The sequence below is a fragment of the Lipingzhangella halophila genome (genome assembly GCF_014203805.1).
GTDB classification, from domain to species: Bacteria; Actinomycetota; Actinomycetes; order Streptosporangiales; family Streptosporangiaceae; genus Lipingzhangella; species Lipingzhangella halophila.
Genome location: NZ_JACHJT010000002.1, coordinates 783,232 through 800,124, shown reverse-complemented (window position 1 = coordinate 800,124; position 16,893 = coordinate 783,232). Strand labels below are relative to the sequence as shown.

Here is a 16,893-nt window from a genome sequence, read left to right as displayed (position 1 = left end):
CGGAACGGCGACGCGCCGCGGTCGCTAACCGTCGGCTGACGTCGTGCGCGCGTAGTGGAGACGCGCCTTGGCCCGGTTGCCGCAACGGCTCATCGAGCACCACCGACGGTTGCGCGCTGGCGACCGGTCAACGAAACGCAGCCCACAGCGGTCCGAATCACAGACGCGCACTACTCCGGGCCTGTCCGCGACGAGGAAATCCACCATGTCGCGCGCGATGCGTCCGAACGTTGTGGCGGCCGGGTCGCCGGCCTCGACGACGTCGATCCCCAGTTGGCCATCATGGCGGTGCCGCAGCTGAGGGGGCGCCTGGTGGCCCTCGCGCAGGAAGCGGTTGACAGTGTCGATGGCGTCGCCCGATACCGGATGCCGGCCGGCGCAACCGCGCAGTATCTCGTCGATGGCCGCACGGAGTTCCCGTGCCTGGGCCACGTGCCCCTCGGTGAGTGCGACGTCGTGGGCGGTCAATCCCGCGGCGGTAAACCATTCGGCCAAGTCGGCCGGCTCGCGCAGTTCCTCCCGTCCGCCCCGCCAACGATCTCGCAGCGTGTTGACGAAGTCGACGCAGAGCTGACCGCCGTCCCAGATCCACGAACGCCCCACGCGATTCACGTCGCAGCCTCCCCGCCGTGGTCGTCCTCCCGTACCATCTAACCATCTTAGATGGTTAGAAAGGGCTGGCGATGAGCGAGACAACCGAGGCCACAGCAATGGTCAACGGGATCCGGATGCACTACCGGCGCGCGGGAAGCGGACCGCTCGTGGTTCTGCTGCACGGTTGGCCGCAGACCAGCTACTGCTGGAGACACGTCATGCCCGCACTGGCTGAGCGCTGCACCGTGCTGGCCCCGGACCTGCGCGGCTATGGACGCAGCGACAAGCCACCCCACGGGTACGACAAGCGCACAATGGCCACCGACGTCTCAGATCTGATCGAGTCGCTGGGATTCGCCGAGGCCAGCGTGGTCGGCCACGACCGGGGAGCCCGGGTGGCGCACCGGTGGGCACTGGACCGTCCCGAACAGGTCCAACGGCTTGCCGTGCTGGACATCGCGCCCACCCGGGCGATGTGGCAGCGGATGGACTTCGCGATCGCCAACGGCTACTGGCACTGGCTCTTCCATCTGCAACCGGACCTGCCCGAGCGTCTCGCCGGACAGGACGTGTCGGGTTACCTCGGCTATTTCTTCGAACGGTGGACGTTCAACCGCGCCGGGCTGGAACCGGAAGCGGTCGCGGAGTACGTACAGGCGTTCTCCGCACCGGGCGCGCTGCGCGCCGGGTTCGACGACTACCGGGGAGCGCTCAACGGCGACAGCGAGCACGACGAGGAGAGCGCCGCCGCGGGTCAGCGCCTGACCATGCCGGTTCTGGCACTGTGGGGATCCGCCGGTCTTCCGGGCAGACTACCCATGCTCGACATCTGGCGGGAGTACGCGGAGCAGGTCACAGGGATCGCGATCGAGGAGTGCGGGCACTTTCTGCCCGAAGAACGCCCGGAGGCCGTGCTCGGACACCTACGTGACTTCCTGGCTCCGGTGATGTCCTGGTAGTACTTCGTTAGCTTGTGTCGGGTGGGTGCTGCTATGCGAGGGGCCGCCTACAGGGGTGACACACACCGGTCCAGCACAGCAGCGCCCCCTGGAGCAGCTTCCAGGACCTAGGTGTACCCGGTCACTACGTTGGTTGCAGTCGGCTGGTTGGAGGAAGGCCGCCGAGTGCGCTGTGGTGGCGTCTACGCCAGCCCCGAGCCGCGCGACGGGCTGCCCGCCGCCGCGTTCTCCTCCCCCACGTACTGACCAGGGCCGGGCCCCGCGACACACTCCCGGCTCGGGGCCCCACCGCCCTCAGGGCGACGACGCTTTGATCTGCTCGCGGGACAGCCGCACCGGCTCCCCAGTAGCGTCATCGAACCGGCGCCGCACCAGGATGGAGAATCCCAACGCGCGCAGCGCCATCTCCGCGGCATTCGTGTTCCGCGGATCGCGGCCCCCCAGCGCAGCGCGCACCAACGGGAGCGCGGGACGGTTCCGTCCTCCCACCTCCACCAGCACGTCGTACTTCGAATCGGGGAGCGTGTCCAGCGCGGCCACAGCGACATCCGCGAGCGTGAGAACCGCCTGTTCCCCGCTCTCCAACCCGATCCGGGTCTCCTCCACGGGGGTGCTGGCGTTCTCTCGGGCCATGATCTCTCCTCAGTCGGACATAGCCGGATCGTTCTCCGACCGTATACAGCCACAGAAGCCTACCCCTGCGACGCTGCCCCCGCCGCGAACTGTAGGGGTCCCTCATGTCCACCCACGAGATCAGCCTTGAGGACGCCGAACCGGATCTCGACGCGCTCCTCGCCAACGCCACCCAGCGTGGCGCGCCCGTGTTCCCCACCCGCCGTGGGCATCGTGTCGCCCTCATCGCGCCGACCGCCCCGCGCCCCACGCTGGACGAACGTGTCGCGGAGCTCGCCGAGGCCCTCAGCACCACCGAGGCCGCTGAGCGCCTGCGCACCGCCGCGGCCTACGTCCACGAAACCTGGCGCGGCGCCGGCACCTACCGCATGGGCGCCCGCGAAACCGACATCGCCAAACAAGGGCGGTAGAAATCCGGCTCCACCGCAATGCGCCGCTACTTTCGCACCCGCAACGACCGCGAACACAACCCCTTCAAACGCCGCCAACAAGGATGCCCCTGGCCCCAACCACCGCCGGCACGGACGCAAGGGCAGCCCCCGCGTGGTCGACGCGGAAATGCGCCGCGCGGTCCTCGACCAGCCGCGCCGAGGGCGAGTCCCTGCGCGAGATCGCCCCGGCCTCGGGGTCAGCCTCTGACAGGTCGCCGACGTGGAGGGGGCAGCGCGCGTCGTCGATGAACAGCATTCCGGTGACCTCACCTGCGGCCAGAGCATGGCCCTGGCTTCATGGATCGAGTCGCCGTCCCTGAGAGTCACCGAGGTTCGGGCGATCTCGCGCGGGGTGGACTGCTCCCCGGCATGGTGCGGGTGCGCGCAAGCAGGCTCACCCCACCTGAGGGAGTGAGCCGCACCAGGCGGCGCGGCGGGCCCACCAGTCGTGCGCCTCTCGTGAGTGGGGAGTCGGATGAGGGGCCCTGCTGGCTCAGCGGTCCCGCCGGTGATCGTGGCCGTTGGGACGGTTCTCCGGCGCCGAGTCCTCGGATCGGTGCCGCAGATCCCCGTCGTTCGAAGAGCCGTGTCCCGGACGGCCGCTCTGCTTGGCGAGGTATCTCGACGCCCCGCCGATGGCCTTGTCTATGTGCCGGTTGTACCTGCCGCCGGTGCGCTTCTTTATGGTCTCGCCGGCCGTGTGAAGATGCCGGTTCGCCTTGCTGGGGTTCCTGCGGATGAAACCGAGGACCTGCCGGAGCAGGCTCTGCAGGTTGGCCATTGTGCCCACCTCGTATGTGAAGAGTCTCGGGAAGCGCGCATTTCTCGGCACGTCCCCTGACGCGACATGTCGCGTCACCTTCGAGTCTAGGCAACGATCGAGAGCCGCGCTCGTGTTCCGCGGCGGCGAGCCTGACGGGGGCGCCCCGCGCGAGTAGTTCGGCCATAATCGTTACATGAATGACCAGGGAAAATCCCCCAACGAACCAGATGACTCCGGTGGGGGCTGGGCCGAACCAGGTAGTTCCGGCAACCCGGGAACCAGCGACCACGGCGGACACGGTCCCGGGACCGTGCCGAAGCCTGTGTACCCGCCCCTGGGCGAGGGGCCGCTTCTCGCGCTCGCACCATTGGGGATCGGTGGCCGGTCGTAGCTCCTCGATACCGGACCGCCGTTGTGCGATGCGAGCGGCCGTCCCGCTGATGGAGGTATCGTCGCCGGGTCTCGACTCGGCCGGGGCGGTCGCCCTGCCTGAGAAGGGCCGCTGGTCAGTCGCGGGGTGGAAGCTCGATGCGCCAGGCGGTGGAGTCGGCGCCGTAGAGGTAACCGGCATCCTCGGCCACGACGGCCACGTCCACGGCCTGGACCGTGGTGTCCGGGGGCAGGTAGTCCATGTTCGGCATCAGATCCTCGCCGGGCGCGTCGCTGCCAAGGTCCTCCGGGAGGATGTCGTGGTAGTCCTCCACACCGGAGTCCTGCACCATCTCGCCCTGGGTGGCCGTACCGTCCTCATCGACATACTGGCCGAACTGGAGGCCCATGAGTTCCTCGGGGCCGTTGTTGGTGATCGTCAGGTCCACGATCGCGAACAGGGAGTCCTGGGGGTCGGTCACGAAAACGGGATCCTCGTCGCCTTCCTCCCAGGCGGTGCCGGTGACCTCGTCGGCGTAGCGGACGTCGTCGACCGTCAGGGTGTAGCTGTCCCCGAACTCGTCCTCGACATCGGCGGTGTCACCGACCTGGAGGGTGGCCGTTTCTTGCGAAGGGTCGGGGTCGGGCTCGTCCTGGTCCAGCTCGGGGTCCTCCTCCGTTATGTCCTCGCCCATGTCGCCGAAGGTGCGTTCGATCTGGTTGATCATGTACGCCTGGTGACCGAACCAGCCGATAACCACGCCGAGCAGGAGCGCGACCGCTCCCGAGACGAGCGGCCAGACCCACGCGGGAGGCGGGCGCCGTGTCTGGCTCGGCGGCGGGGGTTGCCCGGGCGCGGGGTCGGCATCGGAGGGTGGCGGCTCCGCCATGGGGGATGTCCTTAGGGGTGTAGGTGTCTGGAACCGAGGTCCCGGCGCCCTTTTCGGCGTAGCCGGCTCAGATCTCTACTGAGGACGTGACCCGAACCGGCTACGCCGAAACCCCCGAGGCGGCGTGGATGCGGTTGACCGGTGGGGGCGCTGGGGGCGAGTACGGTCAGCGACATCGCCCGCTCCCCGCCCGCCAACGGTTGGCCGGACCGCAGGGGCACCCCGGACGTGGGCGAGGGCGGCGCGTTCTTCCGGGGAAGCGCCGCTAGACCCCTCCCTCCTCGTGGGCGAGGATGGCCGCCTGGACCCGGTTCGGCACGCCGAGCGTGCTCAGGATCCGACAGACATGTGCTTCGCGGTCTCCCGCATCTCCAGGGTGCGCCCGGCCTCCGTGTTGGACATACCGCGGGCGAGCGCGTGGAGCACAGCGCGTTCCCGCTCGGTGAGCACCGCCCGGGCGCTGGGCGGCCGCCGTGGCGCCGTCGCCGTCCGGGGCGGGCCCCGCGAAGCGCTCCAGCATCCGCTTGGTGACGCTGGGCGCGAGCATCGCGTTGCCCTCGTGAACGGTGCGTACGGCGGCGGCGAGGTGCGCTTCGTCCGCGCTCTGACGGGTGACGGAAGCGGCCGGCCGGCCGATCGATGAGTTCCGGGGCGTGCGGAGGTCACAACCCGCAGGACCGCTGGCAGACTGACGCGCTCGTACCCGGAGGAGACGCATGGCAAAGCTCATCTACTCGATGATCACCTCGCTCGACGGCTACGCCGAGGCGGCGGAGGGCGACCTCGGCAACGGGGCCGAGGACCAGGAGGTGCATACCTTCGTCAACGACCTCTTCCGCCCTGTCGGCACCTACCTTTACGGCCGGCGGATGTACGAGACGATGGTCTACTGGGAGACCGCGCACACCGAGCCCGACCAGCCGCCGCACATCCTGCAGTACGCCCGCGACTGGCAGGCCGCGGAGAAGATCGTGTACTCCACGACGCTGGAGTCGGCCTCCAGCGCCAAGACCAGGATCGAGCGGACCTTCGACCCCGAGGCGGTGCGCAAGCTCAAGGCCGAGGCTGATCACGACCTCACCGTCGACGGCCCGAACCTCGCGGCCCAGGCGATCGCGGCCGGCCTGGTGGACGAGTACCACCTGTTCATCACCACGAGCGTGGTCGGCGGCGGCACGCGGTTCTTCCCCGAGGGCGTGCGCCTCGATCTCGAGCTGGTCGAGGAGCGTGCCTTCGACGACAGCGGACTGATCTACGCGCGCTACCGGACCCGCTGAGCCGCACCGGTTGGTCTCACCTGCCGGCGGCCGAGCCGGGGCGGGCGAGACCGAGCCGCAGGCGAGGAGCCGGGCGCCACCGCGCCGTTCTCACTGACAAACGACGGACAAGGGATGAGGCAGACTGACACCCACCTCTCGAAGCACCCGTGAACCTCAACCAAAGGGCCTGTCGGCCGGAGAGCCGGCAGGCCCATTCTTTCGATCACCGCTGGTAGCAGTCCAAGATCTTACTGGGCTGTCGGTCGATAACACCTTCCGGCTACAGACCGCTCTCACGGCCATCGCGACGCTGTCATCGCTCACCGTCCTTGCCCCAGGTAGTTGAGAAGCTGTCTCATCTGGTTCTCTCAGTAGTCTGGCCGCGTGTCGCCCGTGGAGCGTCTGTCAGATACGACTGGGCGGCTACGAGCACACAGCAGCCCACTACCTCACCTGCACCCTGATCCGCTACGGAAAACTCACCAAATGAGCCTGCACGCTCGTCCACCAAATTTCTTGTGTCGACTAAAAGTTCTTGCTATACATAAGTCATGAATCGCCATTTGCTGATGATCGTGACCTCGCACGGAACGCTCGGGAAGTCCGGCCTGCCCACGGGTGCGTGGCTGGAGGAGATCTGCGCACCGCTGCAGGTCTTCCGTGACGCCGAACTCACCGTGACCGTTGCCTCGCCCCTGGGGGGACGCCCGCCCATCGACCCGAACAGCGCGGACTTCGAGACCGGAGCCGTGCCCGACCTGGACACATGGCTGGAGGGGACACAGGCGCTGGCGAAGGTGGACCCGGGTCGCCATGACGCCGTCCTGCTCGTGGGCGGCCATGGCACGATGTGGGACTTCCCCGGGAACCCGGACCTCGCCGCGATCATCGCCGCCGTGGCGGCCCGCGGGGTCGTGGCCGCCGTCTGCCACGGCTCGGCCGGTCTGATCGACGCGACCGGCATCGACGGCAAGCCGCTCGTCTCCGGACGGACGATCACCGCCTTCAGCGACGCGGAGGAGAACATGGCCGGCGCCGACGCCGTCATACCGTTCTCGCTCCAGCAGCGCCTGGCCGAGCTGGACGCCACCGTCGAGGTGGCGGAACCGTTCAGCGTGCACGTACGCAGGGACGGGAATCTGATCACCGGCCAGAACCCCGCCTCGTCGGCCGCCCTGGCCGCCGCGACGGTCGACGCGATGCGGGGTGTGCCCGAATGAGCACCTCGGCGGTCAGCCTGGACCGGTACCCGCTGCGCGAGCGCAAACGGGCCAGGCTGCGCGTCGGGCTGTGGAGGGCACTGAAGGAGCGCATCGAAACGACGCCGTTCACCGATATCTCGGTCCGGGAACTGACAGCGGCGATGGAGGTGTCGGAACCGACGTTCTTCGCCCATTTCACGTCGAAGGCCCAGTTGCTCGCCTACCACATCGCCCTGTGGCGGATCGGCACCACGCTGGAGGCCGCACACCACCCCGACGGCGCCCCCTTCCTGCGGGCGTTCTTCACCAGCACCGCCGAGGCCATCCGGGAGAGCCCACAGATGTGGTTCGAGATCACCGCCGAGGTCGCGCGCGGGGCCGGCCTGTGCGAGGCCCCCGAGATCAGTGCCGCCGAACGACTGCTGGTGTTCGGCATCGACGAGGCACTGGCCGTCCCGGCGACGCCGCAGTCCGAGCTATTCGCCCGCCACCTGGCCACGGCCTGGGGGCAGGGACCGGACGATCCGGACGTCGACCAGGCGACCACCGCCCTGCTGGCCGCGTTCTACGGCGTCCCCCTCGCCCTCGGCCATGACCGGCTCGACGAGCTGGACGGTGCCTACCACCACCAGATCGAGCACGTCCTCGCTTACGGGCGGCGGCCGTGAGCGCCGGCCATACCCTCGCCGAGCACGTGCTCGACCTGCTCGGCGACGACAGCGAAACATCACTGCGCCGGTTCTTCGGCGGCTGGTCGATCGATTACGGCGGCCGGCAGATCGCCATCGTCATGGACACGGTCTACGCCAAGGTCCCGGTCTCGCGGCGCGAGCGATGGCGCACCGCCGGCAGCCGCTGCTTCGCGTACCGTGCCCAGGGCCGGACCGTCAACGTGGAGACCTACTGGAGCCTGCCCGACGACGCCCTGGACGACCCCGCCGAACTGCGGCGGCTCCTCCTGGAGTCCTAGGCTTCTGACCAGGGCGATTCCAAAGTCGTCGGGTGATGGCTGTTGGTGACCTTATGTGAGCATGAGCAGCGGGATGGCGCGGTCGTGGTCGCCGCCAAGCGGGCCGCATGCGGCAGCTCCTGCACTGCGGCGTGGCGTTTGCGGGTGCGCTGGGCGGTGCGGTCCTTCCGGGGCTCGGTACTCGGGCAGGGCGGCCGGCGGCACGGCCGCCGACTGCGGGGCCTGCTCTGGGAGAGGTGGGTCCCAGCCGGTGCTTGTAGCGGGCGACGACGCGTTCCACCGCCTCGGCGAGGTTCTTCCACAGGTGCCAGCGGTCGGCGACCTGCACCGCCTCAGGTGCGCCTTGGGTGGCGCCCCGGTCAAGATCCACCCCTCAAGCGACCCTCAACCCACGAACCGGACACCGAGCCGGCGGTCCGTCTGGTGCCGCCCGAGTTCGCCCATGTCCGCGGCGTGCCGGGCGCCACCGCGCCGTTCTCGCTGACAAACGACGGACAAAAACAAAGGATCTGGCTCCCAACTCGGGAAGACCAGACCCTGACCTGCGTAAACGTGTGGGCGTACCAGGACTTGAACCTGGGGCCTCATCCTTATCAGCAAATCTCTGAAACAACACATCGGCCCAAGATTTGGGTTATTTGCAGGTCATCCCTTACGTCAGCTATCGCTGGATGCTACGGCATCCCGGCCCGTGTCGCCCCTTGCCACCAACCAATCACGAACCAGCGAGAAGCTGCCGGATCCTTCTCAACGTTCTTCCTCACAGGCCTGGCACTTCCTTCGCGCTTGTCACCGACAGTGACGAATGACTTGGGATTCAGGGGTCACATGTCTCGCCCTCTCCCTTGTTACTCAGCCATGGCCGTCAACGTCGGCTTAGCGAACCACGCGTGCACATTCGCAGCACATCCTCAATCCAACGAGGTGGAGCTCTGAGATGGGCTACGTGACAAGGCGCGTCAGGAAGAACGACCGGATCCGATACACAGCGATCTACCTGGACATCAAGGGGAAAGCACGGTCAGCAGGCACCTTCGACAGCGAGCGGGAAGCTGAGAAGGCTTGGCAGCGCGCAGAGTCCAAGGTAGCCGAAGGTCGAGTCACCAGCACCAAGCACGGACGCCAACGTTTCGCCGAGTACGCACTGGACACGTGGCTCGACAATCATGTCATGGAGGAATCCACCAGGCAGAATGTTTCATACGTAATAAACGCTCACCTCGTGCCGGAATTCGGAAGGATGCGAATGAACGAGATCCTTCCCCAGCACATTCAAAGCTGGGTTCGTGATTGCGAGAAAGAGGGACTCGCCGCATCAAGCATACACCGCATGACCACGATCCTTTCTGCGGTCTTCGCTTCCGCGATGGTCAACCAGGTGACATTCATCAACCCCTGCAAGGGCGTCACCCTTCCCACTATAGGGAAGAGGAAGTTCGACATCCTCACCCCGGAACAGTTCTCCGATTTTCTCAATGAGATCGAGGGCGAGCGTTTCAAGCTCATGGTGGAGCTGGACATCGAGTCAGGACTCAGATGGGGAGAACTCAGTGAGCTTCGCCTGAAGGACCTTGACCGGGACACAGGGATTCTCACTGTCAGCCGCTCCATGGTGGAGCTGCGCAGGAAGGATCATCCGACCGAGGACCGGTTCCTAGTCAAGGACTACACCAAAAATGGGAACTTCCGACGATTCAAGCTAACGCGCTCTCTGGTGAGAAAGATCCTGGCTTTCGCTATGGCTAACGGGATCCGAGAAAACGACTTACTCTTCAACTTTCCCGAGCAACTGCCCGAATCTCCCGTTCCTGGCGTACCTGATAGAGCTGATCTTGGACTCACCGCCCCGAACGACAAGGGACGGAGGTACCGGCACGGGACAACAACCGCGTATACCAACGGAAAGTGCCGTTGCGAGTACTGCCGAGCAGCGTTCGCTCACTACCGCGCTACTCGGCGCGCGGAGGGCAAGGATAATCCGCGCAAGCGACGTAGTGTCCACACCGATGGGCACATCCCCGCGAACTGGTTCCGGAAGAATATCTGGCACCCAGCTCGCGAGAGGGCCGGTTTACCGAAAACGATGACCCCTCACCAGCTAAGACACGCTCACGCCTCGTGGCTTCTGGCAGGCGGTGCCGACCTCGCCGTGGTGAGAGACCGCTTGGGACATGCTTCGGTCACGACGACCGAACTCTATCTGCACACCTTGCCCGAAGCCGATGACACAGCCCTCGAAGCACTCGTCAACATCCGAGAACGCGGAGGACGCAAGCAGAGCAACGTTTCCTGACTGTGCCGCCCCATGAACTATGCAGTGGGCCCGTAGCATGATCATGCTACGGGCCCACTGCGCCTGCAGGGCTTGTTCAAGTTCCTGAAGTGTCGGGTTTGTAGCTGATCCCGAAGAAGGGCAGCGCTCGTTCGGGCAGGTCCCGGATCGCGCGGGTGGTCTTGGCGAGGTTGTGCGCCCCCGCGGTCTTGAGGACACCGATGGCCAAGTTGCGGAAGGTGACCATAGCGCGGGGCGCGGCCCCGCTGTGCACAGTGGAGGCGTCCTCGCCGAAGGTGCCGTCGCGGACGTGGTGGCTGGAGTTCTCTATGGCCCAATGTCCGCTCAGGTAGGAGACCAGCTCCGCCGGGCCGGCCTGGTGGGCGTCCAGGCTGGTGACGGTATAGACCGTCTCTCGGGTCTAGGGACGGCCCGCCGGCCTGCGGCGGCGGTGGAGCCGGATCGCGAGCCGGGCGCGGGGAAAAGCGATCCCGCCGAGGTTCTGGGCGATGGCCAGGGTCTTGATCGAACGGGACTCGCGGCGGCCGTGGGCGGTCTGTAAGGCACTGTGGGCGGGGGACCTCGGCCCAGGGCAACCGGGAGATCTGGCGGTGGGCGGTGGGCTGGTTGGTCTTGACCACCGCGACGTAGTCCGCGTTCTTGGTCTCGACCAGCCACGACAAGTGGTCTTTGACGGTGTGCAGGGCATCGAAGGTGATCACGGCCCCGGCCGGATCCAGCTCGCGCAGCAGTGGGCGGAAGTGGCGGGTCTCGTTGGTCTTGGAGCCCACCTCAGCTTGGGCGATGGTGGTCGGCGGGTTGTGGGCCAGGGCCGAGAGCTGGTGGCGCCGGGGACGGTCCAGGCGGGCCGAGCCTTTCAGTGTCTTGCCGTCGACGGCGATCGCGCTGCGCCGGGGCGGGGAGGTGGGGTCGTCCTCGCCGGGGACGCTTCGGTTGCGCCGGTCCAGGTAGGCGCCGACGGCCGCGTCGAGGGCGCCGTCAGAACCGTGGCGATGACCAGGAACCGGGAGTGGTCGTCGATCCCGGTCACCAGCTTGCACGAGCGGCCGTCGGCCAGCGGGACGCCGCCGGCGATGTCGAGCTGCCACAGGTGCATCGGCTCGTGGCGCTGCCAGCGCTTATACGTGCGCTTGTGTCGTTGGACCTGGGGTGATCAGCCCGTTGCGGACCAGCGCGCGGTGCACCGACGCCCGCGACGGCGCCGACTCGGCCGCGCGCCGGGTGAGCTCGTAGCCGATGCGCCGGGCTCCCCAGCGGGGATGCCGGCGACGAAGCTGGCAGATTAGCGCCTCCACCTCGGCATCAAGACGCCCCGGGCTGGTGAGCGGGCGTCGGGAACGGTCGACCAGCCCGCTTCGGCCCTCCCACTCGAAGCGCCGCCGCCAGGTGTGCAGCGACTGCCGGGAGGTGCCGTAACGCGCCGCTACCTCACCAATCAGTGAACCGCCCAGAACCTCGCACACCGCCCGATAGCGGTACTCCGCCACTGCCTGCTGATCCACACCCACCCCACGACCCCAGTCACGACAACCTCAGTGGCGATCATCCCGCATATCGGTCAACCGTGTCCTGAGAACGAATGGTCAAGGATCTCCTGAGACCACACATTGACAAAGGGAACCACGGAATCGTCTCGGGGAGTCGCACCAGCTAAGTACGTCCACGCCAATTTCCCCTTATCAGGGCTGTTTTCCCGAAATCACCACAGCCGCAACAAAGTTCACGCTAGCCTGCGGCACACCAAAGCATCCAGGAGGTATGACCACATGACCGCTTCGCCCTCCTCGCATAACGCGGACCCGACGATTGACGCCGTCGCCAAGTGCGTCATCGCTCATTCCGCTCCCGAGGAACTGTCCCACTACGAGCACGTACGCGACGACTTCCGCGCCCGGGGAAGCGCCCCTCGGGCAGACGACAATCCTCTGGGTTTTGGCGGCGTGGCTGTTGGCCTGGTCACAGGAGTCGTACTGAGTGTCCTCACCGAACTGGCCGCGGGAACGCTCACCGACATTCTCCGCCCCTGGTGGCAACGCGCCTGGTCAGCGCTGCTGTCACGCGTGGGTCTGTCCCGGACCCCCAAACCAGACACGGACACCATGCTCACTCCGGTCCGGCCCGAGCAAACCGCGGCCGTGACCCGGGCGATCACCGCTCATGCCGTTCGCTCCGGAATCGAGGCCGAACAGGCCGGGAAGCTCGCCGCCGCGATCGTCAGGGAACTGGGAAGGTCCACCGATCATGACGACACCTCCTTCGAGCGCTGAAGGAGCGGACCGATCCGTACCGGCCGTTCATGATGACGCGTTCCTGCTGCCGTCGGCGACGGGAGTACGGTTTCTTGTCCTGATCACGGCCACCGCGGGCATGAGCCTTCCGCTAGCTCTACCGCTGGTCAGCCTCGGCCGGGCCGCGGGGGTGCTGCCCCCGCACGGCCGGGAGGAATGCGTGGCCGAAGCGCAGGCCCGGGTGTCCGAGCAGACCAGCGAGGAGTTACTCGACACGTTCACATCCTGTGCGGCCGCGGCGACAAGAGCCGACACCGCGCTGCTCGTGCTCGTCATGCTCGCGCCGCTCCTGCTCGGTGTACTCCTCTACACCATCTACCCCCACGTCCTGCTCCGCCGGTTGGCGCCCCTGCCCCGGGAGAGCCACGCGGCACTGTACGACCGCGCTGATACCGAGCTGCGCACCGCCATGGGAACGAGCCGCGGTCGGACGAGACTACTCATCACGCCTGGGACGGCGGGAGGGGCCCGAGCCTTCGGTGCGTGGACCCGCTACTGGGTGGCGGTCGACAGGTCTCTACTCGCGACCGAAGCGCCGACGAGGACCAGGCCAGCACGGGCAGCCGCGGTCATCCACCACGAGGCCGCCCATGTCCGCAACCGCGACATCGACATCACCTATCTCACCATCTCCATCTGGTGGGGTTTCTGCATCGTGGCGACGGCAGCCCTGGTCCTCCTGACGCTTGTTCCGCAAACGGCCCTCCGTGTGGGGCTGCCATTGCTCATCTCGCTGGCGCTACTGAGATACGCCCGCTCACGGGTACTACAGGTCCGCGAGTACTACGCCGACGTGCGAGCGGCCGAACGGCCCGAGATCGGCGCGGAACTCCTGGGCCTGCTGCACGTCATGGGACCGGCGGCACACGCCCACTCCCCGCGCCGCTGGTGGCATGCGCTGCTCAGTCGACACCCACCCCCCGATGAGCGAAAGGCGGTCATCGAAAAGCCAGCCCGTCTTCTAAGCGGGGAACTCGTCGATGTGGCATACGCCGGGTGCGCGGCCAGTATGGCCTACTTCGGACTCGAGCACCTTGCTTTCCGCCTCAACTCCCATACTCAAGCCGCTGAGAGTCTCATCACGATCACCGTTAGCCTGCCATTGGCAGTCATCCTGGTCACGGTCCTGTGGCGGTCGGTGCTTGGCTCCCGCATCACGGACGCGCCGCGACCACGAACCTGGGCGATAGCGCTCAGCCTCACCGGAGGTCTACTCCTCGGCCAACTGCTACAGCCCGGTTTCCCCCCGACGAGCTGGGGCTATGAGCTCCTCCTCGCTCCCGGCGCGGGCCTCTTCCAGGGAGTGCTCCTGCTGGGTGGATGTGCCCTCGTCATCCGCTGGATCTCCGGTTCCGCGGCCATCTGGCTGTCCATCTCCCAGCGCCGCTGGCCGATGTGGTTCGCCGCAGCAGTAGGTGGCTTGCTCCTCGGCCTCGTCCTTGTGACGTGGTTCCCAACGGTGGCGATGGCCTCGCTGGCGCCCAACCGCTGGGAGTACATCCTCACTGGGATGATAGGCCAGGTCATCACAACGGGCCGCATTTGGCTCGTCGCGGCGGCCGGTCTCGGTTCCGCACTGCCTCTGCTGGCCTGGCTCGCATGGCGGAGGGCACCGGAGGATTCGGGGCCGCGCTCGATGCCAGCGGGCCGACGGCTGTGCCCGACCTGGCTGCCACTCGCCGCCGCGATCTTGACGGGACTCTGCACGAGTACGGCCACGGCCGTACTGATGCCGTGGCTACGGAGCTCCGTCAAGACGGCGGAATCTGGCCCCGACCCTGATACCGGCCTGCTCCTTGGCCTGCTCCCCATGTTCCTGATTGCCTTCCTCCTCGGCGCGGTCTGCGCCGCCATCCTCGGCTGGCTGCTGGGCGGCCAATGCGTATCCGCACGTGTCCTCTACGTCACCGCGATCTTCGCGTTCCTCCAGGCGTTTCTGACCGTTCCGGCTCTGCACACCGGTATCGCAGCGGCGCGCTGCATCCCACGCGCTCCGGTATCGCTGGACTGCTGGTCAGGAGGGTTCCCAGGTAGCGCCGAAGCTCTGCTGGGCTCGGTGGCGGGCTGCATTATGCTTGCCATTCTCGTGCCGCTCGTTTGGGGGTCCGGACTTCTCGCCTCCACTATTCGGCGGATCTCCGGGCGCGCGCCATGGGAAGCACGTCCTCCACTGCGACGCTGGCCGGGTGTCCTCGCGGCAACAGTCACACTGGTCATCACGGCTACCGCGACCGCGTATGAAGCGCTGGCCATGTTCGAGTCCCACGATGAGTCTGCGGTGACCAAGGCTGGGCCCGCCTCGGTGGAAGTGGCTGACGAACCAGTTCGGCCAGGAGACCTCACAGGGCGGGATAGCTGCCGAGCCCTCGACGCCCACACCGCCGCGATGACTGGCGTCCGATCCCTTCCACCTATGGATGGGGTGGAGCTCTCATCAGCCAGGACCCTGCACACGCTGGCCGAGTCCGACGACCCGGTGCTGGTGAAGCTCTCCACCAGCCCACTGGAGGAGCTGCGCAGTGGGACATTCCGATGGAGGCGCGCAGGTTCCGTCCTTCAAGCCGCCGGCCACTACTGCGCTGTCGCGCATCCAGGCACCGGCATTCCGGTGTTGTGAGCCGTGGGCGGACACGTCGAGCCACACTTTGCAGAATCTAGCCTGTTCTGCCACGGGCCCCGCACGCCCGCGTCGGCCCGGCAGGTGCTCGACGCGATCACCCCGCGCCGTCCTGCGATTCGGTGAGCCCTACCTGAGCGGCGACGGCCTCCACGACCGCGGCGAAGGCTGGAAGGACGGCCTAGTAGTACTTCGTTAAGTTCCTGAATTCGTGGTGTCGTTCTGGAACAATCGCTAATGTTGATCTGGCCGCCGTTGAGGGACTGCGTGAGGATCTCGATGCGTTCTGCGCCGAGGTCTTCGCTTCGATACCCCGCAAGGACACTCGCGCCTGGGGCGGCTGCTACCTGCGCGGGCTCATGCTTGAGGGGCGACGTAAGTCCATCCAGCCCATGGCCCAGCGGCTGCCTGAGGGTGACATGCAGGCCCTGCAGCAGTTCGTGCGCCAGTCGCCCTGGGAGAGTGAGCCTGTCCAGCGCCGTATCGCCACCAAGGTCAGCCGGGCTATCGGCCCCAAGGCCTGGGTTGTCGATGACACCACTGTGCCCAAGGCCGGCGAGCAGTCGGTGGGCGCGGCTCACCAGTGGTGCGGCGCGCTGGGCAAGCAGGCGGTGTGCCAGAGGGCGTTTCGTGGGTTGATGTCCCTTTCGTCGTTGGGGTTGGACGAGGCGGGCTGGTCAGGGGTTCGCGTGTGGGCTATGGGCGCGGCTGGGTGAACAGGCCTGGTTCAGTCTCGTTGAGGATGCTGCGGCTGACCAGGCGTTTGAGCTTGGAGCGGATGTTCTCGACGTTCTTCGACGCGATGGGCAGGTCCAGGGCCTGGCACAGGTCGCGGGCGCGCAGTGGCCGGGCGAGGTCGGCGAATGCGGTCATGATCTGCTCGTAGGCAGGGTGGGCAGTGCGCCAGGCGGCGTGCTCGGCTCGACGTCGTCCTTACCCACCAGGGAGAGCAGGGCCGTGCGGGTGATCTGCAGATGCGTGATCGCCTGGGTGAGTTCATCGAGCTTGGTGGTGAGTTCGCCGATGTGGGCGCGTGTCTGCTCGGCCTGGTGGGTGAGCGCCTGTTCGCGCTCGTCGAGGGTCTTCAGCAGCGGTTTCGCCTCGTGGTGGTTCATGTGTCGCGCCAGGACATGCTGGAGGTGTGGGTAAGCTGGCGGGTCGTCACGTCGCTCATCGCCCGGTACACGCGCGATTCGGAGCTGGTGGGACGGTGTTCGTAGTCGCGGACCAGGCGCCGATGCAGGACCAGGGTGCCGTAGGTCTGTTCGACCACCCACCGCGTGGGCTGGGGGACGAACCCCTTCTCGGCCGGGTTGCGCTGGACGATGTCCACGCCGATGCCCACAGAGGCGCCGTGGTCGACGACCGTGCTCTTGAAGCCCTGGTCGACCAGGGCTGTCTGTACGGTGTCACTCTGGGCGGCCACCCGGTCCAGCAGGGCGATGCCAGCGGTGTTCTCATGCGCGGATGCGGCCATCACGACCACCGCCACGACCAGGCCCAGCACGTCCACGGTCAGGCCGCGCTTGCGCCCGGTGACGCGTTTGCCCGCGTCGTTGCCGGTCGTGGTCGAGGGCACGGCGGCCGCCGCGCGGATGCTCTGGGTGTCCAGTACGACCAGGCTC

The 16,893-nt window shown here is 67.0% G+C and carries 19 protein-coding genes and 2 pseudogenes; 10 read left to right on the top strand and 11 right to left on the bottom strand.

Going from position 1 to position 16,893, the window contains the following annotated elements; translation table 11 throughout:
• Positions 1-24: 24 nt before the first annotated feature.
• Entirely contained in the window at positions 25-612 is a 588-nt protein-coding gene (locus F4561_RS30750) for a CGNR zinc finger domain-containing protein (protein WP_312885729.1), read from the bottom strand.
• 71 nt (positions 613-683) lie between these two features.
• Here F4561_RS30750 and F4561_RS30745 point away from each other — a divergent pair, with 71 nt between their 5' ends.
• A complete protein-coding gene (locus tag F4561_RS30745) occupies positions 684-1,553 on the top strand; it encodes an alpha/beta fold hydrolase (RefSeq protein WP_184585188.1) in 870 nt (289 codons plus the stop codon).
• Positions 1,554-1,847: 294 nt separating this feature from the next.
• On the opposite strand, the gene F4561_RS30740 is transcribed toward F4561_RS30745, so the two are convergent.
• Positions 1,848-2,186: a hypothetical protein gene (locus F4561_RS30740; RefSeq protein ID WP_184585187.1), complete on the bottom strand. Its 339-nt coding sequence runs from the start codon at positions 2,184-2,186 to the stop codon at positions 1,848-1,850.
• Positions 2,187-2,290: 104 nt separating this feature from the next.
• Between F4561_RS30740 and F4561_RS30735 the strand changes: the two genes are divergently transcribed.
• Positions 2,291-2,596: a hypothetical protein gene (locus tag F4561_RS30735; protein ID WP_184585186.1), complete on the top strand. Its 306-nt coding sequence runs from the start codon at positions 2,291-2,293 to the stop codon at positions 2,594-2,596.
• Positions 2,597-2,660: 64 nt separating this feature from the next.
• Here the strand turns inward: F4561_RS30735 and F4561_RS30730 are convergent, their stop codons facing one another.
• The 4 genes and pseudogenes from F4561_RS30730 to F4561_RS33015 all read right to left on the bottom strand — a co-directional run.
• Positions 2,661-2,873: a hypothetical protein gene (locus tag F4561_RS30730; RefSeq protein WP_184585185.1), complete on the bottom strand. Its 213-nt coding sequence runs from the start codon at positions 2,871-2,873 to the stop codon at positions 2,661-2,663.
• A gap of 237 nt (positions 2,874-3,110) precedes the next feature.
• A complete protein-coding gene (locus F4561_RS30725; protein WP_184585184.1) occupies positions 3,111-3,398 on the bottom strand; it encodes an antitoxin in 288 nt (95 codons plus the stop codon).
• 488 nt (positions 3,399-3,886) lie between these two features.
• On the bottom strand, positions 3,887-4,639 hold the full coding sequence (locus tag F4561_RS30720; RefSeq protein ID WP_184585183.1) for a DUF4352 domain-containing protein: 753 nt from the start codon (positions 4,637-4,639) through the stop codon (positions 3,887-3,889).
• A gap of 265 nt (positions 4,640-4,904) precedes the next feature.
• A pseudogene (locus F4561_RS33015) lies at positions 4,905-5,225 on the bottom strand (response regulator transcription factor); the annotation flags it as partial.
• A gap of 130 nt (positions 5,226-5,355) precedes the next feature.
• Between F4561_RS33015 and F4561_RS30715 the strand changes: the two are divergent.
• The 5 genes from F4561_RS30715 (at position 5,356) to F4561_RS33505 (ending at position 10,363) form a co-directional block, all read left to right on the top strand.
• Positions 5,356-5,916 carry a dihydrofolate reductase family protein gene (locus tag F4561_RS30715; RefSeq protein WP_184585182.1) on the top strand — a complete coding sequence of 187 codons (561 nt, stop codon included), beginning with the start codon at positions 5,356-5,358 and terminating at the stop codon, positions 5,914-5,916.
• Between the two features lie 533 nt (positions 5,917-6,449).
• Positions 6,450-7,118 (top strand): type 1 glutamine amidotransferase domain-containing protein, encoded by a 669-nt coding sequence (locus F4561_RS30710; RefSeq protein WP_184585181.1) that lies wholly within the window; start codon positions 6,450-6,452, stop codon positions 7,116-7,118.
• Entirely contained in the window at positions 7,115-7,768 is a 654-nt protein-coding gene (locus tag F4561_RS30705; RefSeq protein ID WP_184585180.1) for a TetR/AcrR family transcriptional regulator, read from the top strand. Before F4561_RS30710 ends, F4561_RS30705 begins: the two co-directional genes overlap by 4 nt.
• Positions 7,765-8,070: a TfoX/Sxy family protein gene (locus tag F4561_RS30700; protein ID WP_184585179.1), complete on the top strand. Its 306-nt coding sequence runs from the start codon at positions 7,765-7,767 to the stop codon at positions 8,068-8,070. The genes F4561_RS30705 and F4561_RS30700 overlap by 4 nt, the downstream gene beginning before the upstream one ends.
• A gap of 937 nt (positions 8,071-9,007) precedes the next feature.
• Complete coding sequence (locus F4561_RS33505; protein ID WP_184585178.1) at positions 9,008-10,363, top strand: tyrosine-type recombinase/integrase; 1,356 nt, start codon at positions 9,008-9,010, stop codon at positions 10,361-10,363.
• Positions 10,364-10,439: 76 nt separating this feature from the next.
• Here the strand turns inward: F4561_RS33505 and F4561_RS30690 are convergent, their stop codons facing one another.
• Positions 10,440-10,616: a hypothetical protein gene (locus F4561_RS30690; protein WP_184585177.1), complete on the bottom strand. Its 177-nt coding sequence runs from the start codon at positions 10,614-10,616 to the stop codon at positions 10,440-10,442.
• Positions 10,617-11,481: 865 nt separating this feature from the next.
• Positions 11,482-11,865, bottom strand: a complete 384-nt coding sequence (locus tag F4561_RS30685) for a helix-turn-helix domain-containing protein (protein WP_221446393.1) — start codon at positions 11,863-11,865, stop codon at positions 11,482-11,484.
• A 264-nt stretch (positions 11,866-12,129) separates the two neighbouring features.
• Here F4561_RS30685 and F4561_RS30680 point away from each other — a divergent pair, with 264 nt between their 5' ends.
• The 3 genes and pseudogenes from F4561_RS30680 to F4561_RS30670 all read left to right on the top strand — a co-directional run.
• Positions 12,130-12,630 carry a hypothetical protein gene (locus tag F4561_RS30680; protein ID WP_184585176.1) on the top strand — a complete coding sequence of 167 codons (501 nt, stop codon included), beginning with the start codon at positions 12,130-12,132 and terminating at the stop codon, positions 12,628-12,630.
• Positions 12,605-15,268 (top strand): M48 family metalloprotease, encoded by a 2,664-nt coding sequence (locus tag F4561_RS30675; protein WP_184585175.1) that lies wholly within the window; start codon positions 12,605-12,607, stop codon positions 15,266-15,268. The genes F4561_RS30680 and F4561_RS30675 overlap by 26 nt, the downstream gene beginning before the upstream one ends.
• 230 nt (positions 15,269-15,498) lie before the next feature.
• Positions 15,499-15,894: pseudogene (locus tag F4561_RS30670) on the top strand (transposase); the annotation flags it as partial.
• A 70-nt stretch (positions 15,895-15,964) separates the two neighbouring features.
• Here F4561_RS30670 and F4561_RS32200 read toward each other — a convergent pair.
• The 3 genes from F4561_RS32200 to F4561_RS30660 are packed head-to-tail and all read right to left on the bottom strand — an operon-like array spanning position 15,965 to position 16,889.
• Complete coding sequence (locus F4561_RS32200; RefSeq protein ID WP_221445399.1) at positions 15,965-16,141, bottom strand: hypothetical protein; 177 nt, start codon at positions 16,139-16,141, stop codon at positions 15,965-15,967.
• Positions 16,138-16,383 (bottom strand): hypothetical protein, encoded by a 246-nt coding sequence (locus F4561_RS32195; RefSeq protein WP_221445398.1) that lies wholly within the window; start codon positions 16,381-16,383, stop codon positions 16,138-16,140. The genes F4561_RS32200 and F4561_RS32195 overlap by 4 nt, the downstream gene beginning before the upstream one ends.
• Positions 16,380-16,889: a transposase gene (locus F4561_RS30660; protein ID WP_281384169.1), complete on the bottom strand. Its 510-nt coding sequence runs from the start codon at positions 16,887-16,889 to the stop codon at positions 16,380-16,382. Before F4561_RS30660 ends, F4561_RS32195 begins: the two co-directional genes overlap by 4 nt.
• Positions 16,890-16,893: the final 4 nt, after the last annotated feature.

Excerpts from the sequence above, each read along its gene's own strand:
- F4561_RS30745 (WP_184585188.1), top strand. The coding sequence starts at position 684 with ATGAGCGAGACAACCGAGGCCACAGCAATGGTCAACGGGATCCGGATG.
- F4561_RS30740 (WP_184585187.1), bottom strand. The coding sequence starts at position 2,186 with ATGGCCCGAGAGAACGCCAGCACCCCCGTGGAGGAGACCCGGATCGGG.
- F4561_RS30735 (WP_184585186.1), top strand. The coding sequence starts at position 2,291 with ATGTCCACCCACGAGATCAGCCTTGAGGACGCCGAACCGGATCTCGAC.
- F4561_RS30730 (WP_184585185.1), bottom strand. The coding sequence starts at position 2,873 with ATGCTGTTCATCGACGACGCGCGCTGCCCCCTCCACGTCGGCGACCTG.
- F4561_RS30725 (WP_184585184.1), bottom strand. The coding sequence starts at position 3,398 with ATGGCCAACCTGCAGAGCCTGCTCCGGCAGGTCCTCGGTTTCATCCGC.
- F4561_RS30720 (WP_184585183.1), bottom strand. The coding sequence starts at position 4,639 with ATGGCGGAGCCGCCACCCTCCGATGCCGACCCCGCGCCCGGGCAACCC.
- F4561_RS30715 (WP_184585182.1), top strand. The coding sequence starts at position 5,356 with ATGGCAAAGCTCATCTACTCGATGATCACCTCGCTCGACGGCTACGCC.
- F4561_RS30710 (WP_184585181.1), top strand. The coding sequence starts at position 6,450 with ATGAATCGCCATTTGCTGATGATCGTGACCTCGCACGGAACGCTCGGG.
- F4561_RS30705 (WP_184585180.1), top strand. The coding sequence starts at position 7,115 with ATGAGCACCTCGGCGGTCAGCCTGGACCGGTACCCGCTGCGCGAGCGC.
- F4561_RS33505 (WP_184585178.1), top strand. The coding sequence starts at position 9,008 with ATGGGCTACGTGACAAGGCGCGTCAGGAAGAACGACCGGATCCGATAC.
- F4561_RS30680 (WP_184585176.1), top strand. The coding sequence starts at position 12,130 with ATGACCGCTTCGCCCTCCTCGCATAACGCGGACCCGACGATTGACGCC.
- F4561_RS30675 (WP_184585175.1), top strand. The coding sequence starts at position 12,605 with ATGACGACACCTCCTTCGAGCGCTGAAGGAGCGGACCGATCCGTACCG.
- F4561_RS32200 (WP_221445399.1), bottom strand. The coding sequence starts at position 16,141 with ATGACCGCATTCGCCGACCTCGCCCGGCCACTGCGCGCCCGCGACCTG.
- F4561_RS32195 (WP_221445398.1), bottom strand. The coding sequence starts at position 16,383 with ATGAACCACCACGAGGCGAAACCGCTGCTGAAGACCCTCGACGAGCGC.